At 73.0% G+C, this 24509-nt stretch carries 21 protein-coding genes; 10 read left to right on the top strand and 11 right to left on the bottom strand.

Features of this window, described 5'->3' with window-relative positions; genetic code table 11:
• Positions 1 to 223: 223 nt before the first annotated feature.
• Positions 224 to 982: a glycerophosphodiester phosphodiesterase family protein gene (locus DMB42_RS28045; protein WP_125638013.1), complete on the top strand. Its 759-nt coding sequence runs from the start codon at positions 224 to 226 to the stop codon at positions 980 to 982.
• 51 nt (positions 983 to 1033) lie between these two features.
• Here the strand turns inward: DMB42_RS28045 and DMB42_RS28040 are convergent, their stop codons facing one another.
• Positions 1034 to 2434, bottom strand: coding sequence for a HAMP domain-containing sensor histidine kinase (locus DMB42_RS28040; protein WP_125638012.1), 1401 nt, complete (start codon positions 2432 to 2434; stop codon positions 1034 to 1036).
• A gap of 346 nt (positions 2435 to 2780) precedes the next feature.
• On the opposite strand from DMB42_RS28040, the gene DMB42_RS28035 reads away from it, so the two are divergent.
• From DMB42_RS28035 to DMB42_RS28025, 3 genes are read left to right on the top strand one after another with little or no spacing between them, the layout of a single operon-like run.
• On the top strand, positions 2781 to 3749 hold the full coding sequence (locus tag DMB42_RS28035; protein ID WP_185844896.1) for an ABC transporter substrate-binding protein: 969 nt from the start codon (positions 2781 to 2783) through the stop codon (positions 3747 to 3749).
• Entirely contained in the window at positions 3746 to 4522 is a 777-nt protein-coding gene (locus DMB42_RS28030) for an ABC transporter permease (RefSeq protein ID WP_125638010.1), read from the top strand. The genes DMB42_RS28035 and DMB42_RS28030 overlap by 4 nt, the downstream gene beginning before the upstream one ends.
• A complete protein-coding gene (locus DMB42_RS28025) occupies positions 4519 to 5307 on the top strand; it encodes an ABC transporter permease (protein WP_260477998.1) in 789 nt (262 codons plus the stop codon). The genes DMB42_RS28030 and DMB42_RS28025 overlap by 4 nt, the downstream gene beginning before the upstream one ends.
• Positions 5308 to 5311: 4 nt before the next feature.
• Here DMB42_RS28025 and DMB42_RS28020 read toward each other — a convergent pair whose 3' ends face one another.
• The 5 genes from DMB42_RS28020 to DMB42_RS28000 form a co-directional block, all read right to left on the bottom strand.
• Entirely contained in the window at positions 5312 to 6304 is a 993-nt protein-coding gene (locus DMB42_RS28020; protein ID WP_125638009.1) for a nitrilase-related carbon-nitrogen hydrolase, read from the bottom strand.
• A 1-nt stretch (position 6305) separates the two neighbouring features.
• Entirely contained in the window at positions 6306 to 6749 is a 444-nt protein-coding gene (locus DMB42_RS28015) for a DUF3598 domain-containing protein (RefSeq protein WP_125638008.1), read from the bottom strand.
• 3 nt (positions 6750 to 6752) lie between these two features.
• Positions 6753 to 8150: an aldehyde dehydrogenase family protein gene (locus tag DMB42_RS28010; protein ID WP_221762372.1), complete on the bottom strand. Its 1398-nt coding sequence runs from the start codon at positions 8148 to 8150 to the stop codon at positions 6753 to 6755.
• Between the two features lie 72 nt (positions 8151 to 8222).
• Complete coding sequence (locus DMB42_RS28005) at positions 8223 to 9677, bottom strand: serine/threonine-protein kinase (RefSeq protein WP_125638007.1); 1455 nt, start codon at positions 9675 to 9677, stop codon at positions 8223 to 8225.
• A 131-nt stretch (positions 9678 to 9808) separates the two neighbouring features.
• Entirely contained in the window at positions 9809 to 10807 is a 999-nt protein-coding gene (locus DMB42_RS28000; protein ID WP_221762371.1) for a hypothetical protein, read from the bottom strand.
• Between the two features lie 153 nt (positions 10808 to 10960).
• Here DMB42_RS28000 and DMB42_RS27995 point away from each other — a divergent pair, with 153 nt between their 5' ends.
• A complete protein-coding gene (locus tag DMB42_RS27995) occupies positions 10961 to 13909 on the top strand; it encodes a S8 family serine peptidase (protein WP_125638006.1) in 2949 nt (982 codons plus the stop codon).
• A 67-nt stretch (positions 13910 to 13976) separates the two neighbouring features.
• Positions 13977 to 14669, top strand: coding sequence for an HAD family hydrolase (locus DMB42_RS27990; RefSeq protein WP_221762370.1), 693 nt, complete (start codon positions 13977 to 13979; stop codon positions 14667 to 14669).
• Positions 14670 to 14678: 9 nt separating this feature from the next.
• On the opposite strand, the gene DMB42_RS27985 is transcribed toward DMB42_RS27990, so the two are convergent.
• Positions 14679 to 16250 carry an FAD-dependent oxidoreductase gene (locus DMB42_RS27985; RefSeq protein ID WP_185844895.1) on the bottom strand — a complete coding sequence of 524 codons (1572 nt, stop codon included), beginning with the start codon at positions 16248 to 16250 and terminating at the stop codon, positions 14679 to 14681.
• Between the two features lie 89 nt (positions 16251 to 16339).
• Between DMB42_RS27985 and DMB42_RS27980 the strand changes: the two genes are divergently transcribed.
• Complete coding sequence (locus DMB42_RS27980; protein ID WP_125638005.1) at positions 16340 to 16930, top strand: helix-turn-helix transcriptional regulator; 591 nt, start codon at positions 16340 to 16342, stop codon at positions 16928 to 16930.
• 28 nt (positions 16931 to 16958) lie between these two features.
• Here DMB42_RS27980 and DMB42_RS27975 read toward each other — a convergent pair whose 3' ends face one another.
• From DMB42_RS27975 to DMB42_RS27965, 3 genes are all read right to left on the bottom strand, one after another.
• Entirely contained in the window at positions 16959 to 17414 is a 456-nt protein-coding gene (locus tag DMB42_RS27975; RefSeq protein ID WP_125638004.1) for a VOC family protein, read from the bottom strand.
• Between the two features lie 105 nt (positions 17415 to 17519).
• Complete coding sequence (locus DMB42_RS27970) at positions 17520 to 19274, bottom strand: ABC transporter ATP-binding protein (RefSeq protein WP_125638003.1); 1755 nt, start codon at positions 19272 to 19274, stop codon at positions 17520 to 17522.
• Positions 19271 to 20791 carry an ABC transporter ATP-binding protein gene (locus tag DMB42_RS27965; RefSeq protein ID WP_260477997.1) on the bottom strand — a complete coding sequence of 507 codons (1521 nt, stop codon included), beginning with the start codon at positions 20789 to 20791 and terminating at the stop codon, positions 19271 to 19273. The genes DMB42_RS27970 and DMB42_RS27965 overlap by 4 nt, the downstream gene beginning before the upstream one ends.
• Positions 20792 to 20977: 186 nt before the next feature.
• Between DMB42_RS27965 and DMB42_RS27960 the strand changes: the two genes are divergently transcribed.
• Both DMB42_RS27960 and bla read left to right on the top strand, forming a co-directional pair.
• Entirely contained in the window at positions 20978 to 21634 is a 657-nt protein-coding gene (locus DMB42_RS27960; protein WP_125638001.1) for an SAM-dependent methyltransferase, read from the top strand.
• 145 nt (positions 21635 to 21779) lie between these two features.
• Positions 21780 to 22769 carry a class A beta-lactamase gene (gene bla, locus DMB42_RS27955; protein WP_125638000.1) on the top strand — a complete coding sequence of 330 codons (990 nt, stop codon included), beginning with the start codon at positions 21780 to 21782 and terminating at the stop codon, positions 22767 to 22769.
• 119 nt (positions 22770 to 22888) lie between these two features.
• Here bla and DMB42_RS27950 read toward each other — a convergent pair whose 3' ends face one another.
• Positions 22889 to 23299 (bottom strand): MarR family winged helix-turn-helix transcriptional regulator, encoded by a 411-nt coding sequence (locus DMB42_RS27950; protein WP_125637999.1) that lies wholly within the window; start codon positions 23297 to 23299, stop codon positions 22889 to 22891.
• Here DMB42_RS27950 and DMB42_RS27945 point away from each other — a divergent pair.
• Positions 23283 to 24500 carry an SDR family NAD(P)-dependent oxidoreductase gene (locus DMB42_RS27945; RefSeq protein ID WP_125637998.1) on the top strand — a complete coding sequence of 406 codons (1218 nt, stop codon included), beginning with the start codon at positions 23283 to 23285 and terminating at the stop codon, positions 24498 to 24500. The two genes, DMB42_RS27950 and DMB42_RS27945, sit on opposite strands and share 17 nt — an antisense overlap.
• The last annotated feature ends 9 nt before the right edge of the window (positions 24501 to 24509 follow it).

Here is a 24509-nt window from a genome sequence, read left to right as displayed (position 1 = left end):
TTTGTGCGATTCCCACAAAAAGTGCCCCCGCCACAGGGTTCGAGCGCCGGTTCCCGTGGCACCCTGCCACAAGCCGTCACTGTACCGGCGACCTGCGTTCCTTCCGTCCTCCCGGTAGTCCTTCCACCCACGCGGCCCGCACGGAAGTCCCCCGGATGTGGCAAAGTGCCATGAACCACAAGATCGAAAGGTGCGTGTCTTGGCAGTCTCCGTCGCCGCGTTGATGCTGACCTCATTACTCACCTCTCCGTCCGCCGCGCTGCCGGCCTGCCCGCAGATCTTCGGGCACGGCGGCTATCCCACCGGGGCGAACGCCTGGGAACGGGACCAGGTGCGCCAGCCCAACAACCCCACGGCCGTGAACCGCTACAAGGGCTGGGGCGCCTCCGGCGTCGAGGCCGACCTCCAGCTCACCAAGGACGGCACCAAGGCCGTCATGTGGCACAACACCTCGACCTGGGGTCTCACGGGCACGAAGAAGAACATCACCGAGATCTGGTGGGCGGCGGGCGACACCGCGCTCAAGGGCCGGACCATCAACCGCGGCCTGTTCAAGGGTGAGACCGTCTACACCTTCCGCGAGTGGCTGGGCGCGATGAGGTCCGCCGGCATGGTCGGGCTGGTCGAGATCAAGCCCGAGGCCCGGCAGTCGCTGCTCAGCTCCAACGCCACCGTCAAGGCCCAGGGGTGGCGCGAGGTGCTCGACCCGGTCAAGGAGAGCATCCGGTCGCAGGAGATCATCCTGTACTCCCACGACAGCGCGATCGCCGCCGAGCTGAAGCAGCGGGTGACCGCCGCGGGCCTGACGCAGGTGCTGAGCGGCGGGCCCATCTGGCCGGAGGTGACCAAGTGGGAGGAACCGCCGCCCTCCTGGCGGCTGAACGAGAACGCGTGGAAGTCGGCGCTCCAGAGCGGCGCCAAGCGGGTGGCCAGCGACTACACGCCGGAGTTCAGCGCCTGGCTGAAGGGCAAGTGCCAGTAGCCGCCTCCTGACGACGCGTGCGCCCCCCGGCCGCCCGTCCCGGCGGGCCGGTCAGGTGGGCGGGCCGGGTGGCAGGGGGAGGCGGAGCACGAAGCGGGGGCCCTGCGGGGAGTCCTCGATGCCCAGGTCCCCCTGGTGGGCGCGGGCGATGGCACGGGAGATGGCCAGGCCGAGTCCGCTGCCCTCGGGGTCGCGCCGCCGTCCCTCGGTCAGGCGTACGAACGGCTCGAACACCCGCTCGCGGTCCGCGGGCGCGACGCCGGCACCGTCGTCGCGGACCGAGACCACCGCCTGGCCGTCGCGCCGCTCCACCCGCACCTCGACGAGGGTACGGGCGTGCCGCTGCGCGTTGACCAGCAGGTTCGTCAGCACCTCCCCGACCTGGACGCGGTTGCCGAGCACCTCGACATCCTCCTCGGCGTCCACGCGGATCAGCGGCCCGGCCCGGCGGCTCGCGACCTCCTCGCGGACCAGCGTGCCCAGCCGCACCGGTTCCCGGTGGCCCGGGGCGGCCGTACGGACGCGGGCCAGCGACAACATCTCCTCGATGATCGCCTGGAACCGGTCGGCGGTGGACAGCGCGTCGCGCAGGGCGGCGTGGGGGTCGGCGTCGGGGTAGGTCAGCGCCTCCTCCAGCCGGACCCGCAGGCCGGTCAGCGGCGTACGCAGCTCGTGGGAGACCATGGAGGAGAAGTTGCGCTGCTGCTCGACGGCCTCCTCCAGGCGGCCCAGGGTCTTGTTGGCGGTACGGGCGAGCTGCGCGACCGCGTCGTCGCCGGGCGGCTCCGGCACCCGCTTGCTCAGGTCGGTGACCGTGATCTCGGCCATCCTGGCCCGCATCGCCTCGACCGGCCGCAGCGTACGCCCGATCAGGAACGCGGCGATCCAGGTCAGCAACGCGCTGACGGCCAGCACCCCGGAGGCGAGCAGCAGCTCCAGGCGGCGGGTGCCGAGGAGGGGCGGCTCCACCAGCCCGGCGTAGACGACGTGGGCCGCGCCGCCCCACAACAACCGTTCCTCCTGCGGGGAGGGCCTGGTGGCGGTGAACATCACGCACTCGCCGTCCGCGCAGGCGACGCCATGCTGGATGCGGTCGTCGGAGGCGGGCCGGAGCGTGCTGATGGGCGGCCGCCCGGACGCGGCGCGGCTGGCCACGACCACGTGGCCGCGGGCGTCCACGAGCTGGAGGAGGTCGACCTCCGAGGTGGTCACCGGGGGGCTCGGGGTCGCGGTCATCGAGCCGATCCATTCGGTGGTGGCCCGCTGCGTGTCCGCGAAGACGTTCTGCCGCAGCCTGTCGCGGATCAGCAGGTCGAGGGCGATGCCGATCGCCGTGCAGACGATGAGCGACAACACGGCGGTGGCCAGGGTGAGCCGCGCCTGGACCGAGAGCGGAAGCGGCCGCAGGGACCCCACCCCCTCACCGGTCTCGCCCGGGTCCTTCCCGCCCACATGCTCTCAACCGGGGTCTCATCGGACGTCCAAGGACCGGCAATGACTCCGTGGAGGTCCCGGGCGCCACGCTCCGGCCATCGATCCCGCGATGGCCATAAATATGCACATATCACCGATTTACGGAGACATATACTGACCGTAAAGGGTATTCAGAGAAATGCCTTGTTTGCTTCATGGCGGCGGTCGCATTCCCTGTTGTAAGATCGCCGTTCGTGGCAGCGGGGGTTCCGGTGGTGCCGAATGCTTCGGAGGGCTCGTGCAATTCGGGCCTCGTTTCCGGAGCGCGCCGCGATTCTCCCCATTGTCCGGTCAGGAAATGCGCCGGCAGTCAGGAGAGAGCATCGTGAAGATCGCACCCGCCGCCGCCGCGCTCGCCCTCGTCACGGGGCTCGCGGCCTGCGGCGGCGGCGCGGCCCCCACCGCAACGGGCGGCTCCGGCGGCCTGGAGAAGACCGAGCTGCTGGTCGGCGTGGTGCCGGTGCCCTCGGCGGCGCCGCTGTTCATCGCGCAGAAACGCGGATTCCTCAAGGCCGAGGGCCTGACGGTCAAGACCGAGATCATTCAGGCCCCTCAGGCGGTCATGCCGAAAATCCTCAACGGCAGCATGGACGTCTTCCTCACCTCATATGTCTCATTGTTGTCCATCAACGATTCCGGCGCGGCCAAGCTCAAGTTGTTCCAGCACAGCCAGGAGGCGGCCCCCGGCATCGCGGGCGTCGTCGTCCCCAAGGGATCGCCGGTCAAGACGGCCGCCGACCTCAAGGGCAGGACGGTCGCGGTCAACGTGCTCAAGGCGCTGGGCCAGACGGTCACCAACTCCCACCTCCAGCAGGCCGGCCTCGCGCCCGGCGACGTCAAGTACGTGGCGATGCCGTTCAACGAGCAGGTCGGCGCGTTGTCCTCGGGCAAGGTCGACGCCGCCTGGCTGGTCGAGCCGTTCCTGACCGCGGCCAAGAGGGCGGGCGGCACCGAGGTGATCGACACCATGTCGGGCCCGACCGCGGGCATCCCGATCGACGGCTGGGGCGTGTCGGAGGACTGGCTGGCCAAGAACCCGCGCACCGCCGCCGCCTTCCACCGCGCCCTGGCCGCGGCGCTGGCGGTCGCCGCCACCGACCGTGGCGCGATCAACGAGGTCATCCCCACGTACACGCAGATCGACGCGGCGGGCGCGGCCGCCATGAAGCTGGGCGTCTTCTCGATGGAGCCGCCCAGGCAGGGCTTCCAGAAGCTGGCCGACCTGCTCGTCGGCTACGGCTACCTCAAGAGCAAGCCGGTCGTCGAGCAGCAGATCGCGACCGGACTGGGATGATCACGCGGGGCGGGCGGCTGCTCCTCGGGGCGGCGGGGGTCGCCGGGGTGCTCCTCGCGGCCGAGGCGGCGGGGCGGGCCGGGCTCATCGACCCGGGCGTGTTGCCGTACACCTCGGCCGTCCTGGCCGCCGCGGCCGGGCTGGCGGCCGACGGCGGGTTCCAGGCGCAGGTGCTGGCCACGCTCGGCGCGTGCGCGGCCGGCCTGCTGATCGCGATCGCGATGGCGGTGCCGGCCGGGCTGCTGCTCGGCACGGTGCCGGTGGTGGAACGCTCGGTGCGGCCGGTGGTGGAGTTCCTGCGGCCGATCCCGTCGGTGTCGCTGATCCCGCTGGCCATGTTCCTGTTCCCGGACAGCGCCGACGCCAAGACCTCACTGATCGTCTACACCTGCTGCTGGCCGCTGCTCATCAACACCATGTACGGCCTGACCGAGGTCGATCCGCTGGCCAAGGAGACGCTGCGCAGCTTCGGCTTCGGCCCGCTGGCGGTCGTGCTGCGGGTCAGCCTGCCGAGCGCCGCGCCGTTCGTCGCGACCGGCGTGCGCATCTCGGTCGGGGTCACGCTCATCGTCGCCGTCAGCGTGGAGCTCATCGCGGGCGGCCACGGCATCGGCACGTTCCTGCTCCAGGCGGGCGGCGCCAACCGCGTCGACCGGGTGCTGGCCGGCACACTGTGGGCGGGCCTGCTCGGGCTGGCCGCGAACATGCTGGTCACCTCGGCCGAGCGGCGCCTGTTCCGCTGGCACCACGCCCGTACGGAGGTGGCGGTGTGACCGCGTCCAGGACGGGCCGGCTGTGGCGCCACTGGCTGCTGCCCGTGGTGGCCGTGGTGTGGGAGCTGGCCGCCCGGCAGGCGGGGGCCGTCTACTTCCCGCCGCCCAGCACGATCCTGGTCCGGCTGCGCGAGATGTGGTTCTCCGGGCCGCCCGGCCGGCTGTTCCTCACCGACGAGGCGGTCGCCGACCTGCTGCCCAGCCTGGGGCGGCTGATGGCGGGCTGGGCACTGGCGGCGCTGGCCGGGGTCGCGCTCGGCCTGGCCCTGGGCCGCCTGGAGTGGCTGGCGGCGCTGGCCGAGCCGCTGCTGCACTTCGGCCGCTCGGTCCCGCCCTCCGCGCTGCTGCCGGTGTTCCTGCTGCTGTTCAAGATCGGCACCCCGATGCAGCTCGCCTCCATCGTGTACGGGGTGGTGTGGCCCGTACTGATCAACTCCATGGACGGCGGCCGTCACGTCGACCGCGGCTACCTCGACACCGGCCGGGTCTTCCGGCTGTCCGCGCCCACCCGCCTGTTCCACGTCATCCTGCCCGCCGCCGCGCCGAAGATCCTGGCGGGCCTGCGGCTCAGCGTCTCGCTGGCGCTGATCATGATGGTCATCTCCGAGCTCTACGGCAGCAGCGAGGGCATCGGCCACCGCCTGCTGGAGGCGCAGAGCGAGTTCGACATCCCGGCCATGTGGGCGGGCATCGTGCTGCTGGGCGTGCTGGGCGTGGCGCTCAACTCGATCTTCCTGGCGGCCGAGCGGGGGCTGCTGCGCCGGCACGCCGTCGCGCGCGCCTGACGGCTCAGCCCTGATCGTGCAGGCGTTCGATGATCTCGTGTTGCCGGGCGGTGTAGAAGGCGCGGTCCGGGGCCTCGGTGAGCGCGCCGGGCCGTTCGACGTCGTGGCCGGCGTAGACCTGCGCCCATAGTCGCGTCTTGACCCGGCTGGGCAGGTTCGCCATGCCGGGCCTGCGGCGGGCGCGGCGCAGGGCGGCCAGGTCCAGCTCGGCCGCGGCGACCAGCGACTCCCCCGGCCCCGCCTGGGCCAGCGCGCGGCCCTCGTGGTCGATCAGCTCCGAGCCGCCGTTGACCGAGTCGCCCGGGATCGCGATGCCGGACAGCCCCGCGGTGTTGGCCGAGACGACGAAGGCCAGGTTCTCCAGGGCGCGGGCGCGCCGGGCGACCGCCTTGGGGGTCAGGGCCGGCGAGTACGCCTCGGAGGTCGGGTTGCACAACACCTCCGCGCCCCGCAGGGCCAGCGCCCTGGCCAGTTCGGGCACCAGGATCTCCTCCGAGGCGAGGACCGCCAGGTTGCCGATCTCGGTCCGCGCGACCGGCAGGACGCCGTCGAGACCGTAGCGGTCGAGGTAGCGTTCCCACACGTCGTACGGCGTGGGCGTGAACATCGAGTGCAGCCGCCGGTAGCGCAGCACCGCCCCGCCCGCCGGGGAGAGGATCACGCACGCCTGGAAGTACAGGCCGGGGAAGTGCTCGTCGCGCTCGTAGGCGTTCACGCACAGGAACACGTCGTTCGCCGCGGCGATCTCGCCCAGCTCCCGGTACTCGGGCCCGTCCACGTCGAGGGCGGCCTTCTCGCGCCACTCGGCGGGGCTCTCGCGGGCGGGGAAGCCGGTCAGGACGTACTCCGGCAGCACCACCAGCCGCAGGGCGGGGCCGAGCCACGCCTTGCTGCCGCCGACGCGCGCGCCGACGCGGCCGACGGCCGCGGCCAGGTCGGCCCGGTCCGTGACGGCCCTGGCCTCGATCTGGAGGGCCAGGGCGGTGTAGGCGGTCATGTCAGGCCGTCCGGCGCTCGTCGATCAGGGTGCGCCGGACGCACTCGCCGTTCCTGATCCACTGCCAGGTACGGCTGCGCGAGCCACCGTCCTTGCTCAGCACGATCAGCTCGAACAGCCGCAGGTCGTCGCCCTCGGCCTTGAAGCGCCAGGTCAGGTAGATGGTGTCGGCGTCGAGCTCCCAGAACTGGCCGGTCAGCCGCTCGGTGTCGAATCCGCACCGGCCGCCGCCCAGGTACGTGCCGGGGAACTCGTGCACCTCGGTCCGGCCGTCGTCCCAGCGGTAGCGGTTGGTCTGGTGGTAGACCGCGTCGTCGAGGATCGCGCAGGTCATCTCGACGTGGTGGCGGTCGATCACCGCGCCGTCCTTGTCGACGTGCACGTACCGGCCGGCCCATTCGCCCTCGTGGCGGGCCAGCAGCGGCATCTCGGCGCGCAGTCCCATGCTCTATCCCTCCTTCGGGTGCCACCACGGGTCGGCGGCCCCGGACCGGTTGATCAGGAACGCCCTGCGGCGCAGGAAACGGCCGATCGAGGCGGCTCCCATGCGTGAGCCGCCCAGCCCCGACAGGCCGAAGGAGTTCTTCTCGCCCTCGTGGACGAGCGCGGTCAGCGCGGCGTCGTTGACGCTGACCGCGCCGGCGCGCAGCCGGGCGGCGACGTCCAGCGCCTGCCGCTCGGTGGCGGCGAACACGGCGGCCGACAACCCGTACGCGCTGTCGTTGGCCAGCGCGACCGCCTCCTCCGCGCCGGAGACGGCCATGACCGGCAACACCGGCCCGAACGTCTCCTCCGTCATGACCAGCATGTCGTGCCCCACCCGCGACAACACCGTGGGACGGCACCAGAGCCCGCCGCCGTGCCGCTCGATCGACCCGCCCGTGTGGGTCAGCGCGCCCTTGGCGGCGGCGTCGGCCAGGTGGGCGGCGATCACGTCGGCCTGCGCGGCGTCGATGATCGGCCCGATCGGGCCGCCCTCGCAGGTCAGCCGGGTGCCTCCGGCCCGGTCGGCCAGCAGGCCGAGGAAGGCGTCGTACGCGCCGTGCTCGACGTAGACGCGTTCGACGGACTGGCAGGACTGCCCGGCGTTGGCGGTGCCGCCCCACAGGACGGCCTCGGCCGCGCGTTCCAGGTCGGCGCCCGCGAGGACGATCGCCGGGTCCTTGCCGCCCAGCTCCAGATGGGCGGGGACGAACGCGCGCGCCGCCGCCTCGGCCACCCGGCGGCCGGTCGGGACGCTGCCGGTGAACACGACGGTGTCGACCAGGCCCACGAGCCGTTCCCCGGTCTCCGCCGCGCCCTCGACCAGCCGCAGCGGCAGCTCGTCGGGGACCAGCCGCATCAGCGGCTCGATGAAGCGCGGCGTCACCTCGCTCGGCTTGACCAGCACCGCGCAGCCGGCCGCCAGCGCGGGCACCGCGTCGATCAGGCCGAGCAGCAGGGGGAAGTTCCACGGGCTGATCACCCCGGCCAGCTCGTACGGCACCGCGTCGCCGCCCACCGCGATCCCCGGCAGCGCGGCCGGGCGTTCGGGCGGGGGCGCGAGCAGCGCGGGGGCCTGGCGTACCCATCGGTCGACGAGCGCGGCGGTGAGCTGCCGCTCAAGCCTGGACTCGGCCTCGCGGCCGGTGTCGGCCACCAGCGCGGCCAGCAGCTCGTCGTCGGCGGCCAGCGCCCCGCCGAACGCGGCCAGCGCCTTTCCCCGGTCGGCGGCCCGCCAGGCGGGGGCCATCGCGCGCAGTCCGGCCGCGAGCTCCGTCAGCCGGTCGGGACCGACGGGCGCGAGCGGCCGCTCGATCCGCCCATTGAGCGGATTCCTGACGACGTGCCCGGTCGAAGGGATCACGAGGCCCATTGTGGTCACGTCGACCGGCAGGGTGTCCAGTCCGCGACCCGGCCCCGCGCCGGGGCCGGGCGGTCAGCCCTGGAGGAGGGCCGCGATCGTGGCCAGCAGCGCGATCGGCCCCATGACGGCCACCGTCACCACGGTCGCGCTGCGGCCGGGCAGCAGGCGGGCCAGCAACCGCGAGGCCCTGCGCCGCACCGGCCCCGAGCCCGGCAACACGAACAGCCCCAGCGTGAACACGCCCGCGGCCAGCGACTCCGCGTGGCTGGTACGCAGGCCGGCGGCCTCCAGCAGACCGGCGGCGCCCAGGCCGCACGCCAGTGCCAGGAGCAGGTTGCCCACGGTGACGAGCGCAGTGCGGGAGATCTCCGGCCGGTCCTCGGCGAGGAAGTACTCGCCGGCGCGCAGGGCCAGGGAGATCACCACCGCCAGCAGGCCGCCGACGACCGGCGTGACGACGGTCGTGGCCGACAGCGTGACCAGCGCCAGCACCCCGACGAATCCGCTGCTGGTCACGAACCGCCGCAGGTCGAACGGCTCGGCGGGCTCCACGGGCTCGGCCGCAGGCCGCGGCCGCTCCTCCGGGTGACCGGCGTACACCGTGGGCCCGGGGGACGGCTGGTGCTCCTGGAGGCCGCGCGGCGCGTACTGGACCGGCGGGAGCAGGTCGGAGACGACGTCCATGGTCAGCGTGCTGGCGGCGGGGTGCTCGGAGGCCGGGAGGCGGCCGCCGGGGTCGAGCGCCATGGCCAGCCGCAGCAGCTCCCGCGCGACGGGGCGGGCCGCGGGATCGACCCGCAGCGCCCGGCTCAGCCAGTCGCGCAGCCAGACGGGCGCCTCGTCGATCCGCGCCCGGCCCTCCATGGTGTTGAAGCAGACGGCCTCGAACGACCCCGTGCCGAACGGCGGCGTCCCCGTGGCGGCGAAGAACACGGTGGAGGCCAGCGCGTGCACGTCGGCCGCCGGGGTGATCTGCGAGGCCCGGATGATCTCCGGGGCCAGGTAGCCCGGCGTGCCGACGAACATGCCCGACTGCGTCAGCCGGGCCGCGTCGATCACGTGGGCGATGCCGAAGTCGATGACCAGCGGCTCGCCGCCGACCATCATGACGTTGGCCGGCTTGAGGTCGCGGTGGATCACGCCCGCCGCGTGGATGTCGACCAGCGCCTGGCACAGGCCCCGCGCGAGCCTGACGACCTCATGGGCCGGCAGCGGGCCGTCGGTCAGGACGGTCTGCTCCAGCGTGCGGCCGTCGGCGAAGCGGGTCACGACGTACGGGCGGTCGGCCACCAGTTCGGCGTCGATGACCTCGGCGACGTACCGGCTGCGCACCCGGCGCATGGTCTCCACCTCGCGGACGAGCCGGTCGCGCGCCTTGAGATCGGCGGCGACGTGCGGATGCAGCACCTTGATCGCGACCTGGCGCCCCGCCCCGTCGACACCGAGATGGGCGACTCCCATGCCGCCCTCGCCGATCTTCCTGATCACCCGATAAGGGCCGAGATGCTCCTGCGTCTGAGCACTCATCCTCGACGTCATCCTCCGTGATTCCCCCGTACGCCGTGCACCGGTGCGCCCCGGCGAGGACATTCTCCCGCAGCGCAACCCCCGATTTGCACAGTAAGCGAAGATCGGCCGATGTGCGCCGGGCCGGGGTTCTAGAGCCAGCCGCGGGCGGCGGCCTCCGCGCCCGCCTGGAAGCGGGAGGTCACGCCGAGGCTCTCCACCACGGCGGCGATCTTGCGGGTGGCCGTCCTGGCGCTGACGCCCAGGTGCCGGCCGATGGCCTCGTCCTTGAGACCGGCGTTGAGCAGGCGCAGGACGAGCAGGTCCGCCTCTGCCGGGCGTTCCTGGGCCGCCCTGGGCAGCCCCGCCAGCGGCCGGCCGCGTTCCCAGTAGACGTCGAACAGCTCCACCAGCGCGTCCAGCAGGCGGGAGGGGTGCAGCAGCGCGATGTTGTCGTAGACGCCGTCCACCAGCGGGAACAGGCCGATCCGGCGGTCGGCGATGCGCAGCTTGAACGGCAGGCGGCCGACGAACCTGGACCGCTCGCCCTCCTCGGCCAGCCGGATCAGGGTCTCCAGGCGGCCGGGCCGGTCCAGGGACTCGGCGCAGTAGACCACGCGGATGTCCACGCCGCGTGCCAGCAGCTGCCTGGTGCCGGCCAGCTCCGACTCGTTGGTGTCCTGGGAGTCGTCGGGGCGGCCCACGTACGGCGGGCGGTCGAAGCCGAGCAGTTCCACGCTGACCGTCCGCTGGAGTTCGGTGATCACCCGCTTGACGGCCTCCTCCCCGGCCAGGACCTCCACAACGCCCGCGGGCCCGGACCCCATCCGGCCGGAGTGGTAGAGCTGGGCGAAGTCCGACACGACCGTCCTGACCGCGGCGAGCCGGGCCTCGGCCTCCAGGCGGCGGCGGTCCACCAGCCATTCGATCGCCACCTCCGGCGGCACGGCCTCGTACCGGCCGGGCGCGGTGCGGCGCAGCAGCCCGGCCTCGGCCAGGCGGGCCAGCGCGGGGCGCACCCGGGCGGGGCCGACGCCCAGCGCGGCCGCGGACTCCGCCGTACGCAGGCCGGGCCGGCGCAGCAGCAACCGGTAGAGCCGTTCGTCGAAGTCCGGGACGCCCACCGCGCCGAGCACAGACCGGTCCCCCAAGAAGCACCATCCGAAAATGTCATTTTTGGTCACGTGGCCGAAAATGTCAGCACTATATCTCGACACTGATCTCCACTGGGCGCTTGACTCCATGACGGCCCTCCGGTGATCCTCCCCGGACGGGTGACCAGGCTCATCCCCCCTTGAGGAGCAATGTCCCGCAACACCCGCGTTCACCGCGCACTGGCGCTGGCCGCCGCCCTGGCGGTCACCGCCGCCGTACCGGCAGTGGCCCTGCCCGCGGCGGCCTCCACCCCGCCCGCCGCCGCCCCCTCCCCCTACGTCGTCACCCTGACCGAGTCGCCCCTCGCCACCTACGACGGCGGCGTGACCGGCATCGCGCCCACCAAGGGTGGCAAGGGCAGGAAGGTCGACACCTCCAGCGCCCACGCCAAGCGCTACCGCGACCGCCTGACCAAGCGGCAGGACGAGGTGGCCCGCAGCGTCGGCGCCGCCGCCAACGCCCACCACGTGGTCGCCTCCAACAGCTTCACCGCCGACCTCACCCCCGCCCAGGCGCTGCGGCTGCACGCCACGCGGGGCGTGTTGTCCGTCACCCCGGACGTCCTGCACAAGGCACTGGACGACCGCAACTCCACCGACTTCCTCCGCCTGTCCGGCGACCGCGGCCTGTGGGCCGGGCTCGGCGGCGTGGACAAGGCGGGCAAGGGCGTGGTCGTGGGCGTCGTGGACACCGGCATCTGGCCGGAGAACCCGTCCTTCGCCGGACCGGCCCTCGGGACCGAGCCGCCCACGGACGCCGACCCGTACCGGCCCTACCTCAAGGACGGGGCCACGGTCATGCACAAGGCCGACGGCTCCACGTTCACGGGCGTGTGCCAGACCGGCGAGCGCTTCACCGCCGACCTGTGCAACGGGAAGCTGATCGGCGCCCGCTACTTCGGCGAGCAGTGGCTCCGGGCCAACCCGCCGGACAAGCGTGACGACTTCCTGTCCCCGCGCGACGCGCAGGGCCACGGCTCGCACACCGCCGGCACCGCGGCGGGTGACCACGGCGTCCCCGCCGCCGCGAACGGCATCGACTTCGGCGCGATCTCGGGCGTCGCGCCCGGCGCGGCCGTCGCCGTCTACAAGGCGCTCTGGCAGGGCAAGGACGGCGGCACGACCGGCGGCTTCAGCTCCGACCTCATCGCGGCCATCGACCAGGCGGTGGCCGACGGCGTCGATGTGATCAACTACTCGATCGGCAGCACCGCGTCGGAGTCGGCCGCCGACGACCCGATCCAGCTCGCCTTCCTCGCCGCCGCCCAGGCCGGCGTCTTCGTCGCGACCGCGGGCGGCAACTCCGGCCCCGACGCCTCCACGCTGGACAACACCGCGCCCTGGACGACGACGGTCGCCGCCGGCACGATCGCGCCGTACCGGGGCGAGGTCCGGCTCGGCAACGGCGCCGCCTACCGGGGCACCAGCACCTCGGTCGTCGCGCCGCTCGGCCCGAAGCCGCTGGTCACCGCCGTGTCGGTGAAGGCCGCTCAGGCCACCGACGCCGACGCCGAGGTGTGCGCGGCCGGCTCGCTCGACCCGGCCGCGACGGCCGGGAAGATCGTCTATTGCGCGCGCGGGACGACCGCCCGCGTGGACAAGTCGGCCGAGGTCCGGCGGGCCGGCGGCGCCGGCATGGTGCTGGGCAACCCGGCCGCCGCTTCCACCGACGCCGACCTGCACGCCGTCCCGACCGTGCACGTGGACGCGCCCGACGCGGCCCGGATCGCGGCGTACGCGGCCACGCCGGGCGCCACGGCCACCCTGCTCCCGGCCCCTGCCGACGGCGTGGCCTACCCCGAGGTCACGAGCTTCTCCTCGCGCGGTCCGGCGCTGTCCGCCCGGGGCGACCTGCTCAAGCCGGACATCACCGCGCCCGGCGCGGCGATCCTGGCCGCCGTCGCGCCCCCCGGCAACGACGGCAAGGACTTCGACTTCTACTCCGGCACCTCGATGGCCACCCCGCACATCGCCGGCCTGGCCGCCCTCTATCTCGGCCGGAACCCGCTGATGTCGCCGACGGCGATCAAGTCGGCCATGATGACGACCGCGTACGACACCAGGACCCCGGACGTGTTCGCCCAGGGCGCCGGCCACGTGGACCCGTCCCGCATGCTCACCCCCGGCCTGGTCTACGACGCGGGCGCGCAGGACTGGTACGGCTACCTCGAAGGGCTCGGCGTCGCGACCGGCACCGGTGTCAAGCCGCTGGCCGCCCCCGACCTGAACTACCCGACGATCTCGGTGGGCGAGCTGTTCGGCAGCCGTACCGTTACCCGTAAGGTGACGGCGCTCACGCCGGGCATCTACCACTCCTCGATCGAGCTGCCCGGGTTCAGGGCGAAGGTCAAGCCGTCCACGCTGGTCTTCAAGGAGGCGGGCCAGACCAAGGAGTTCACCGTCACCATGGAGATGCTGCCCGAGACCGGGGCGGACACCGTCACCGGGCGGCTCACCTGGACCGGCGCGGGCGCCGACGTGCGAAGCGCGATCGTGGTCACGCCGCTGAGCGCCAGGGCGCCCGCCGAGGTGCGCGGCACGGGCGCGGCGGGCTCGTCGTCCTTCGAGGTGACGCCGGGGCTGAAGAAGTTCCAGGTCACGCCGTACGGGCCGGTGTCGGCCGAGGAAGTACCCGGCACGGTCAGCCAGGACGAGGTGTGGGGACGCGAGTTCCCCGTCACGGTGCCCGAGGGCGCCAAGGCGGCCGCGTTCCGGGTCAGGGCGGTCGACCCGGAGGCCCAGGTGGGCGGCCTGCTCTTCTACGAGGCCAATGGCGTACGCGAGTTCGAGTCGTGGGTGTACAGCCTGGACGGCGACCACCGCGCGGTGTTGTCCCGTCCCCGGCCGGGCAGCCACGTCCTGGTCGTGGTCACACTCGGCGACCTGCCCGGGACGACGTCCACGGCGTTCACGACCCAGACCGACGTCGTGGAGGCGCGGCACGCGCGCGGCGCGCTCACCGTGACGCCGGCCAGGCCGAAGACGGAGACCGGCAAGCCGTTCACGCTGACCGCCTCGTGGACGGGCGCGACGCCGCGCGTCAACACCGGCTACGTCGAGTACCCCAACGGCGCCGGGACGATCGTCACGGTCAACTGACCGGCGGCGGCCGGTGCGCGCCCCCGGACTCCGGCTCCACTACGCGGGCACGGTTATCGTGTGGCCTGTGATCCGTACCGTGGTGGTTGATGTGGACGACACGCTGTGCCTCACCGAGGCCGCGTGCTTCGAGCTGGAGAACGAGGCCCTGGCGCGCATCGGCCGCGACCCCATGTCCAGGGCCGCGCACGTGGCCACATGGGGCCGGCCGCTGCACGAGGCGATGCCGATGCGCTCGCCCGGCCTCGACCTGGCCGCCTACCTCGCCGCGCACCACACGCTGCTGCGCGAGTACGCGGCGGCCGGGCGGGTCGACGTCGTGCCCCAGGCGAACCTGCGTACGCTCGACGAGCTGAACGCCGCCGGGCGCGAGGTCATGCTGCTGACCTCGCGCACCGAGGCCGAGATGGAACACCTGACGGCGCCGGGCCACGTGCTCGACGGCCGGCTCGCGGCCGTCTACCACGCGGGCAACACCCGCTTCGGCAAGCCCGACCCGCGCGCCTTCGACGAGCTGCTGGCCGAGACCGGCCGCGACCCCCGCGAGTGCCTGTACGTCGGCGACTCCCCCACCGACGCCCAGGCGGCCACCGGCGCCGGCCTGCGTTTCGTGGCCTGCATGCAGAGCGGGCTGCGCGAACCCGCCGACTTCGCCCCCCACCCGGTCGACGCCTTCATCGACGCCTTCCACGACCTGGCCGGCGCCGTCACCCGCCTTGAGGACGCCACCCCCGTCGTGCTGCGCGACCGCCTCCCCTGACCGCGCCGGTCAGGGGAGCCGCCGTACCCTCAGCACGTTGTCGGTGCGGGTGGCCGGCCGCCCGTCGGGACCGGTCTGGGTACGTTCGAACTCCTCGGCCCGCACCACCTCCCACTCGCCCTCGGCGAGCTCCAGCGCGTCGAGCACCTCCCCCGGGGTGGGCAGGCGCAGGCCGGGGTGGGCCTCGGGCTCCCACGGCGGCATGCCGGCGTGCCCGATCACCAGGAGCTGGCCACCGGGCGCGACGGCCGCGGCGGCGGCCCGCAGGACCTTCTCGCGCGACAGCTCGGCGGGCGAGTGCAGGTAGCTCGCGGTGACCAGGTCGTACGCGCCGTCGGGGAAGGACTCGGCCAGGTCGTGGCGCTGCCAGTCGATGCGCGCGGCCAGGCCCTCGTCCGCGGCGTGCCCGGCGGCGCGGGCCAGGGCCACGCCGGAGACGTCGGCGGCGGTGACCCGCCAGCCGCGGCGGGCGAGCCACACGGCGTCGGCACCCTCGCCGCAACCCAGTTCCAGCGCGGTGCCGGGGGCCAGGTCCGCGACCTCCTCGACCAGACGGGCGTTGGGGTTGCCGCTCCAGACGCGTTCGGACCCGCTGTAGCGCTCGTCCCAGAACCGCTCGCCGGAGACCGGGGCAGCGTGGTCTGCCACGGCTCGGCGGGCCTCCTCCTCGATCAGGTCGGCGTTGACGGCCGCCGCCGCCCTGACGCCCGACGCGGCCGCGCCGATGGCGTTCTCGCCCAGGTCGGCCACGTTCCCGGCGACCCACACGCCGGGCACGTTCGTCGCTCCGGCCGGGCCGGCGACCACGTGGGTGCCCATCACGTGCCCGTGCATGAGCTGCTCGGCCGTCTCGACGCCGAGATCCTCCAGCAGGGCCGAACGGGCGGCGAAGCGGGGTGCGACGACGAAGGCGCGGCAGGGGACGACGTCGCCGTTCTCCAGGGTGACGCCGGTGAGCGGGCCGGAGTCCGGCGACAGGCCGGTGACGCGCCCCTCGACGACCGTGACGCCGCGGGCGGCCAGCTTGGCGAGGTCGTCCGCGCCGGGCGGCGGGGCGGTGTGGGTGAAGAGGGTCACCTCCGCGCTCCACTGCCGCCACAGCAGCGCCTGGTGCGTGGCGAGCGACCCGGCGGCCAGTACGCCGATCGGCTGGTCGCGTACCTCCCACCCGTGGCAGTACGGGCAGTGCAGCACCTCGCGGCCCCACCTCTCTGCCACGCCGGGCAGCTCGGGCAGCTCGTCCACCAGGCCCGTGGTGACCAGCAGCCGGTCCGCCGCGACCGCGGACCCGTCGGCGAGCCGTACGCGGAAGCCGCCGTCGTCCAGGCGTTCGGCCGCGACGGCGGTGCCGGTGACGATCTCGCCGCCGTAACCGGTCACCTCGTCGCGGCCGGCGGCCAGCAGCTCCAGGGGCGGGGTGCCCTCGCGGCCCAGGTAGACGTGCACACCCTCGGCCGGGGCGTTGCGCGGCCGGCCCTCGTCGATCACCAGCACCCGGCGGCGGGCCCGGCTCAGGGTCAGGGCCCCGCTCAGCCCGGCCGCGCCGCCGCCGATCACCACCACGTCGTACGTGTCGTCCATCAGTTCCTCCAGAGATGCGCCGATGGCACACTGTGCGGGCCGCGCGGACGGTTTGACAAATGTCGTTGCCGAAATGGCAAGCTGGGCCCATGGAGGACACACCGGAGCTGGAGGAGGTCCTGCGGGCGGTCGGGCCGCGGCTGCGGGCGTTGCGGCAGCGGCGGGGGGTGACGCTGGCCCAGCTCGCCGAGGCCACCGGGATCTCGGTCAGCACGCTGTCGCGGCTGGAGTCCGGCGGGCGCAGGCCCACGCTGGAGTTGCTGCTGTCGCTGGCGCGAGCCCATCAGGTGCCGCTGGACGAGCTGATCGACGCGCCGCCGACCGGCGATCCGAGGGTGCATCTGCGGCCGTTGTCGCGGCACGGGATGACGTACATCCCGTTGAGCCGGCGTCCGGGCGGGATGCAGGCGTACAAGCAGATCTACCCGCCAGGCTGGCCCCACGGCGAGTACGAGCAGCAGGTCCACGAGGGCTACGAATGGCTGTACGTGTTGTCGGGACGGCTGCGCCTGCTGCTCGGCGAGCACGACGTGCTGCTGACGGCGGGCGAGGTGGCCGAGTTCGACACGCGGGTGCCGCACGCCTTCGCCAATCCCACCTCGGAGCCGACCGAGGTGCTCGCGCTGTTCGGCCCCCAGGGCGAGCGCCTGCACGTACGTGCCCGCCCCTCGGGCCGGTGAGCCGCCGACCGGGAGCTGCCTGAGTTCGTCAGGAGGTGCCGAAGCCCTCCATCTTCTCGCGTTCCTCCAGCGGGGCGAGCTCCTGGAAGACGGTGATGTGCAGCCCGGCGGGCGCGTCGAGGCGGGAGTTGAGCGACTGCCAGGGCGTGAGGGTGGGCGGGGCCACCTCGGTCGCGCCCGCCGACACCAGGCGGTCGGTGGTCGCGCGGGAGTCGTCCACCTCGAACGCGACCCGCATCTTCGGCGCGACCTGCCGCCCCACCTCGACGTCGTCGATCATCTTCTTCTGCGCCGGGTTCGCGATCTCCAGCGTGGCCCGGCCCGCGTCGAGGATCGTCACGCGGGCGCCGTCGCCGGAGGAATAGGCGGCCTCCTCGGTCAGGCCGAGCACGTCCCGGTAGAAGGCCAGGGCCGCCTCGTAGTCCTCCGCCTCGACGACCAGCCGGAGCTGACGTACGGCCGGGGCGTCGGGGTGGTCGTTCATGGGATTCTCCTCATCGAAAACGGACGATCACCCCGGCCAACCAGCGCCGGAGCCGGGAAATTCCGTAGCATCCCGGCCGGCGAGGGGGCTCCGGGGCTTCGGCGGTCAGGGTTGCGGGACGTCGTGGTCGGCGTCGACGCCCCGTGAGCCGTGCCACGATCTCCACAGCGCCTCGTACACGCCACCCGCCGCGATCAGCTCGTCGTGGGCTCCGACCTCCACCACCCGGCCGTTGTCCATGACCGCCACCCGGTCGGCGTCCCGGGCCGTGTGCAGGCGGTGGGCGATCGCGATGACGGTCCGCCCTTCCAGGACGGCGGCGAGCGAGCGTTCGGCGCGCCTGGCCGTACGGGGGTCGAGCATGGCGGTGGCCTCGTCGAGGATGACGGTGTGCGGGTCGGCCAGGATGACCCTGGCCAGGGCGAGCTGCTGGGCCCGGTCGGGGCCGAGGGCGGCGCCGGACGACTGGGTCCCCAGCTCGTCGTCGAGCGAGGCGACCCAGTCGGCGCCGACCGCCGCCAGCGCCTTGCCCAGGCGGTCGTCGTCGGCCGCCGGATCCGCCAGCAGCAGGTTGTCGCGTACGGTGCCGAGGAACAGGTGCTGTTCCTGGGTGACCAGGACGACGTGCTCGCGCAGCCGCGTGGGAGAGAGGTCGGCGACGGGCACCGAGCCGACCGTGACCGTGCCCAGGCGGGGCCGGTCGATGCCGGCCAGCAGCTTGCCCAGGGTGGACTTCCCGGCCCCCGAGGGGCCGACGACGGCCAGGCGCTCGCCGGGCCGTACGGTCAGATCGACGCCGGTCACCACGTCGTCGCCGCCTTCGTAGGCGAAGTGCACGCCGCGCGCCTCGATGCGGTCGCCCTGCGGCGCCGCGGCGGCGACCTCCTCCCGCGCCGGGGTCGCGAGACCCTCGATCCTGGCGAAGGAGGCGCCGCTGCTCTGCAGCTGCTCCAGCCAGATCAGGACCGTCTCGATCGGCTGGCCGAGCTGGCGCAGGTAGAGCACGCAGGTGACGACCGCACCCAGCGTGACCTGGCCGCGGTCCAGGAGCATCCCGCCGAGCAGCAGGACCAGCACGGGCGGCAGGAGCGAGGAGACCTCCACCGAGGGCCACAGCACACTGCGCAGGAACAGGGTCCGCAGCTGAGCGACCCGGCCGCGCTCGATCACCTGTTCCGCCGCCCGCGTGCGCTTGACCTGCAGGCCCAGGGCCTCGATGGTACGGGCGCCCGCGGCGTTGGCGGCCAGGTGCTCGGCCAGCTCCGAGCGGGCGGCGCCTTCCTCCAGGTAGGCGGTGCGGGCGCGGCGAAGGTACCAGCGGGAGGCGGCCACGATGCCGGCCAGCGCGAGCAGGCCCGCCGCGGCCAGAGCCGGGTCGACCAGGAAGACGGCGACGATCAGGAAGAGCGCCTGGAGGCTCGAGACGAGGATCGCGGGTGCGGCGTCACGCAGGGTGCGGCCGACAAGGGCCACGTCGGTGGTTCCGCGGGCGGTCAGGTCGCCGGTGCGGATGTGCTCGACGGTGGCGGCGGGCAGGGCCAGTACGCGGTCCAGGAGTTCGGAGCGGATGTGTTCCTGGACACGCTCGCTGAAGCGGGTGCCGATCTTCTCGGCGTACCTGGACAGGATCAGCTGGGCCAGCGCCGCGCCCACGGCGATCGCGGCGAGCACGTCGACCGTGCCTCCGGCGCTGATGACGTCGACGATGTCGCCCAGCAACCACGGGCTGACCAGCGCCGCGGCCGCCGCGAGGCTGTTGAGCAGCAGCGTCGCGGTGAAGCCCGGCATGTCGCGCCCGACCAGGCGCAGGGCGGCCCGCCGTACCTGCCGGGGGTCGGCGACGGGCAGGTCGCGGTTCATGCGAGCAGCGATCGGTAGGCGGGGGTGGACTCCATCAGCTCGCGGTGGGTGCCGGTGGCGGCCACCTGCCCGTCCTCGATGAACAGCACCTGGTCGGCCTGGGCGAGCAGCAGCGGCGAGGTGGTGGCCACGACCGTCGTACGGCCGGCGCGGGCCGTACGGAGGCGCCCTGCCAGGAGGGACTCGGTGTGCGCGTCGAGCGCGGAGGTGGGCTCCACGGCCAGCAGCACCTCGGGCTCGGCCAGCAGGGCCCGGGCCAGGCGCACGCGCTGCCGCTGGCCGCCCGACAGGTTGCGCCCGCCGGGTTCGATCACCGAGTCGAGCCCGTGGCGCAGCCCGGCGACCACGTCCTGCGCCGCGGCGACGTGCACGGCGCGGTGGACGGCCTCGTCGTCCGCCTCGCCCCGGCCCTGGAGGACCTCGCGCAGCGTGCCGGCGAACAGGGCGGCGTCGTGGTCGGCGATCAGGGAGGTGCCGTCGAACCCGCCCAGCCCTTCGAGCAGCGCCACGCTCTCCTCGGGCCGGGCGCCGGCCAGCCCGACCAGGCTCCCCTGCGCGATCTCCGGCCCGGCGGGACTGGATCGTTCCCCGGGGCGCAGCGCGAGGAAGCGGGTGACCTGGCGGGCGGCGACCAGGCCGTGGCTGATCTGGAAACTGCCCTCGATGAAGAAGGAGACGGGCACCACCAGCACGGCGATGTACCCGTACACGCCGACCAGCTCGCCCACCGTGATCGTCCCCTCGGCGGCCAGGCGGGCGCCCAGCCAGGTGACGGCGGCCAGGAACAGCGCGGGCAGCCCGGCGCCGAGCGCGCCGATCCAGCTCGTCAGGGACGCCACCCGGTAGCCCTGCTCGCGCAGGCTCGCCGAGTCGGCGCGGTACCGCTCGGCGTAGGTGTCCTTGCCGCCGAAGGCGTTGAGCACCCGCAGCCCCTCGATCAGGTCGACCAGGCGGGTGGTCAGCCTGCCCTGGTTCTCGCGGTAGCCGTTCTGCACCTTCATCAGCCGCCCGAGCAGCGGCCCGAGCACGAGCGCCAGCAGCGGCACGCCCAGCAGCACCACCACGGCCAGCACCACGGAGACCCGCAGCAGCAGCGCCGCCACCACGCCGTAGCTGATCACCGCGCCCACGCCGGGGCCGGTCACCGTCAGCGAGGCGGCGATGGTGATGACGTCGCCGATGCCGATCGTCACCACGTCGCCCGTCGAGGCGCGTTTGGGCAGGTCTGCGCCCAGCTTGTTGATCTGCTCGACCAGGGCGCGCACGGTGCGGAAGTTGGCGTCCATGCGGATCTTGGTCATCGTACGGTGCCGCAACATCGCCAGCCAGGCGTTGACCAGGCCCGCGCCGAGCAGCGCCAGCACCCAGCCGGACGCCAGGCCGTCGTCGATCGCCCTGGACAGCAGGTACGGCGGGAGCGTCAGGCCCACCATCCAAAGGGTCCCCAGCATCGCGCCCAGCGCGACCCGGCCCTTCTGCGCCCAGGCCAGCCAGAACAAATACCGAGCCGCCTTCATGACGGTCACGCTAGAGCATGGCTTTTGCGGCTCTTTGCCCGCCCCTTGCATGATCGTTCGCGGCAGCCGACTCCGGTGATCCGTCGCGCGCGCCGTCGTTCATGGAGACGTCTCAGCGGCAAGATGGGTGTCTGGGCATCCGATCTGCCTGAGGCGTCAACCCCCGATGTTCGACGGGAGAGCGACATGGACTGGCGGAGCTGGCATGACGAGTACGATCTCCCCGATTCCGTGCTGGCGCGGCGGCTGCGCGTCGTCCAGGAGCAGATACGGGTGGCGCTGGACGGTTACGCCCCCGGTCCGCTGAAGACGGTCAGCATCTGCGCCGGTCAGGGCCGGGACCTTCTCGGTGTCCTGGCCGGCCACGAACGCCGCGACGACGTACGAGCCCGTCTTGTCGAACTGGACCCGCGCAACACCGCCATCGCCCGGCAGGCGGCCGCCGCCGGCGGCCTGGGCCGGGTCGAGGTGATGACGGCCGACGCCGCGCTCACCGACAGCTACCGGGGCATGGCGCCCGCCGACCTCGTGCTGGCGTGCGGGGTGTTCGGCAACATCACCGACGAGGACATCCGGCGCACCGTCGGCCACTGCTCGCAGTTGTGCGACACGGGCGCCACGATCATCTGGACCCGGCACCGCGAGGCACCCGATCGGGTGCCGCTGATCTGCGACTGGTTCGAGGAACGCGGCTTCGAACGGCGCTGGTTGTCGGACCCGGAGGCGGGGTTCGGCGTCGGCGTGCACCGCTTCACGGGCCGGCCGGAACCGCTGGTCCCGGGTGAGCGCATGTTCACCTTCGTCGGCTACGGCGTACTCGAAGGAACGCGCGCCCGGACTTGAGGAGTGCCGGGCTCGGAACCGGTTACCTGGGTGAATATCGGAATCCTTATCGGCCGTGGTCCCACACCGCTATTGGACGTCTCGTTGCCGTCTCTGATCTTCTGGTCGTTCTTACGAGGATCCGGATCGAGTGCGGGGAGTCGAGATGAGACACGTTCATCGCGGGGGACTGCGGAGCAAGCTCGGAGCCGCCGTACTGGCGACCACCACGGCGATGACAGCCGTCGTCGGCCTGGCCGGTACGGCAGGGGCCGACACGCGTTCGGCGTCCGCCGTCGCCGCCGCGCAGTTCGCGAGCGGCACGGCCGACGTCAAGAAGCGACTGCGCGCGCTCGAGAACTCCTACCAGGGGCGCATCGGGGCCTACGCGATCGACACAGGCACCGGCAAGACCATCTCCTACCGGGGCGGCGAGCTGTTCCCCAGCGCCTCCACCTTCAAGGCCGTCCTGTGCGGCGCCATCTTGGCCAAGGCCCGGACGACCGATCCCGGCCTGCTGAACCGTACGCTGCGCTGGACCGCCAAGGAGCTGGTCACGAACTCGCCGATCACCGAGCTACCGGAGAACCTCAAGAACGGCATGACCGTGGACCGCCTGTGCCACGCGGCCGTCACCGCCAGCGACAACACCGCGGCGAACCTGCTGCTCAAGCAGATCGGCGGACCCGCGGGGCTGACCCGCTACTACCGTTCCCTCGGGGATCCGATCGGGCGGCTCGACCGCTGGGAGCCGGAGCTCAACGACTGGAAGCCGGACGAGAAGCGCGACACCATCAAGCCCGCGTTCATGGCTCGCAACCTGCAGAAACTCACCCTGGGCAGCACCCTCGTCCCTGAGGACCGGCAGCGGCTGAACGACTGGCTGCGGGCCAGCGTCACCGGTACCGAACGCATCCGCGCCGGGCTGCCGAAGAACTGGACCGTCGGCGACAAGACCGGGGGTGGCTCCGGGCCGTACGCGCCGGGCAACGACATCGCCGTCGCCTGGCCGCCGTCCGGCGCGCCGCTGATCATCGCCGTCTACACCAATCGCAACGACCCCACCGCGACCATGGACAACAGCGTGATCGCCAAGGCTGCCACGCTGCTGGCCGAAGGGCTGGGCTACTCCGGCCGCGGCGCACGCGACCAGTAGAACGCCGCCCGCTCGCGCGGGATGCCATTGGGCGGCCAGGGGGCGGGCGTAGCCGGTGCGGGCGGTGGCCGCCCGCAGGGGGGAACCGGCGACGAGGGAGCCGCGGGGCGGCGGGCCGGTCAGGTGGCCTTCCTGCGGGAGGCGGCCGGCACCACGCGGGGACGCAGCCGGGTGCGCACATCGTCCATGATGTCGGCGAGCTGGGCGACCTGCTCGCCGGTCAACAGATCGATCAGGCCGTCGCGGACCGCCGCCACATGTCCGGGCGCGGTCTTCGCGAGGAGTCGCCGGCCGTCTTCGGTGATGACGACCATGGCCCTGCGTTCGTCGCTGGCGTCGGTTTCGCGGCGTAGCAGTCCGGCCTTCTCCAGCTGGGCCACCTGGTAGCTCAGGCCGCTGCGCGAGGTGATCATCAGGTCGGCGAGCTCGGTGATGCACCGCCGCTGGGGGGTCGAATTCGACGCATCTCGCGTCGTGCCATCGACGCGCCCCCACATCCTGGAAAGGCCACTCATGAAGATCAGCATCATCGGCAAGGGCAACGTCGGCTCCGCGCTGGCACGCCGTCTCGCCACGGCCGGGCACACGGTCACCACGGCGAACTCGTCCACCGCTCCGGCCCAGGTCGCCGGGCTCGCCGCCGCGGCCGACGTCACCGTGCCGGCCGTGCCGTTCTCCGCCGTCGCCCAGTTCGACGCCGGGATCAGGACCGCCCTGCGGGACAAGGTCGTGATCGACGTCACCAACCCGCTGGCGGCCGACTTCATGTCGCTGACCATCGGGCACACCACCTCGGCGGGCGAGCAGGTGGCCGCCGCACTGCCCGGCGCCCGAGTCGTCAAGGCCTTCAACACCGTGTTCGCCGCCACGCTGGACACACCTGGCCTGTTCCTGCCGGTGGCCGCCGACGACGAGACCGCCAAGAAGACCGTGCTGGAGCTGGGCGCGCAGCTCGGCTTCGACGCCGTGGACGCCGGTCCGCTGGCCAACGCCCGCTACCTGGAGGAGCTGTCCGGCAGGGTGGCCCTGCTCACCGGGGCGTCAGGCGGCATCGGCCGGGCACTGGGCCGCCGCCTCATCGCCGCCGGGGTGAGGACCGCCTTCGTCTACGGTTCGCACTCCGGCCCGGCCCACGAGCTGGTCGCCCAGGCCCGGAACGCGGGGGTCGACGCGGTCGCGCTCGCCGGCGACCTCGCCGACCCGGACGTCCCGGCCAGGCTGCCGAACGAGGCCGCCGACGCGCTCGGCGGCCCCGTCGACATCCTGATCCCCAACGCCGGACACGCGCTCCAACAGGACTACGCCACGCTCGACCTCCAGGCGTGGGACCGCACGCTCGCGATCAACCTGCGTGCCCCCTTCCTGCTGGCCCAGCACGCCCTGCCGGGCATGGCCGCGCGCGGGTACGGGCGCGTGTTGTTCATGTCCTCGGTCGCCGCCTTCACCGGCGGCGTCATCGGCGCGGACTACGCCGCCTCCAAGGCCGGCCTGCACGGCCTGACCCACTTCCTGGCCGCCCGCGTCGCCTCCCATGGCGTGACGGTCAACGCCCTGGCGCCCGCCCTGATCGCCGAGACACGCATGCTGCCCGGCGGCGCCGATCCCCGTACGTTGCCCGTCGGCCGGTTCGGCCGGCCCGAGGAGGTCGCCGACCTGGCGCTGGCCGTCCTGCGCAACGGATATCTCACCAACCAGGTGCTGAGCCTGGACGGCGGCGCCTACCCGCGCTGACCTCTCCCC

It is taken from the genome of Nonomuraea sp. WAC 01424, from assembly GCF_003947315.1.
In the GTDB taxonomy this organism is placed as follows: Bacteria; Actinomycetota; Actinomycetes; order Streptosporangiales; family Streptosporangiaceae; genus Nonomuraea; species Nonomuraea spiralis.
The sequence above is the reverse complement of the archived record's forward strand: the minus strand, read 5'-3'. Positions and strand labels throughout refer to the sequence as shown.

Coding starts and splice junctions, on each gene's coding strand:
- DMB42_RS27960 (WP_125638001.1), top strand. CDS start 20,978: ATGGACTGGCGGAGCTGGCATGACGAGTACGATCTCCCCGATTCCGTG.
- bla (WP_125638000.1), top strand. CDS start 21,780: ATGAGACACGTTCATCGCGGGGGACTGCGGAGCAAGCTCGGAGCCGCC.
- DMB42_RS28005 (WP_125638007.1), bottom strand. CDS start 9,677: ATGAGTGCTCAGACGCAGGAGCATCTCGGCCCTTATCGGGTGATCAGG.
- DMB42_RS27985 (WP_185844895.1), bottom strand. CDS start 16,250: ATGGACGACACGTACGACGTGGTGGTGATCGGCGGCGGCGCGGCCGGG.
- DMB42_RS27965 (WP_260477997.1), bottom strand. CDS start 20,791: ATGAAGGCGGCTCGGTATTTGTTCTGGCTGGCCTGGGCGCAGAAGGGC.
- DMB42_RS27975 (WP_125638004.1), bottom strand. CDS start 17,414: ATGAACGACCACCCCGACGCCCCGGCCGTACGTCAGCTCCGGCTGGTC.
- DMB42_RS28045 (WP_125638013.1), top strand. CDS start 224: ATGCTGACCTCATTACTCACCTCTCCGTCCGCCGCGCTGCCGGCCTGC.
- DMB42_RS27980 (WP_125638005.1), top strand. CDS start 16,340: ATGGAGGACACACCGGAGCTGGAGGAGGTCCTGCGGGCGGTCGGGCCG.
- DMB42_RS28015 (WP_125638008.1), bottom strand. CDS start 6,749: ATGGGACTGCGCGCCGAGATGCCGCTGCTGGCCCGCCACGAGGGCGAA.
- DMB42_RS28030 (WP_125638010.1), top strand. CDS start 3,746: ATGATCACGCGGGGCGGGCGGCTGCTCCTCGGGGCGGCGGGGGTCGCC.
- DMB42_RS27945 (WP_125637998.1), top strand. CDS start 23,283: ATGAAGATCAGCATCATCGGCAAGGGCAACGTCGGCTCCGCGCTGGCA.
- DMB42_RS27950 (WP_125637999.1), bottom strand. CDS start 23,299: ATGATGCTGATCTTCATGAGTGGCCTTTCCAGGATGTGGGGGCGCGTC.
- DMB42_RS28020 (WP_125638009.1), bottom strand. CDS start 6,304: ATGACCGCCTACACCGCCCTGGCCCTCCAGATCGAGGCCAGGGCCGTC.
- DMB42_RS27995 (WP_125638006.1), top strand. CDS start 10,961: ATGTCCCGCAACACCCGCGTTCACCGCGCACTGGCGCTGGCCGCCGCC.
- DMB42_RS27970 (WP_125638003.1), bottom strand. CDS start 19,274: ATGAACCGCGACCTGCCCGTCGCCGACCCCCGGCAGGTACGGCGGGCC.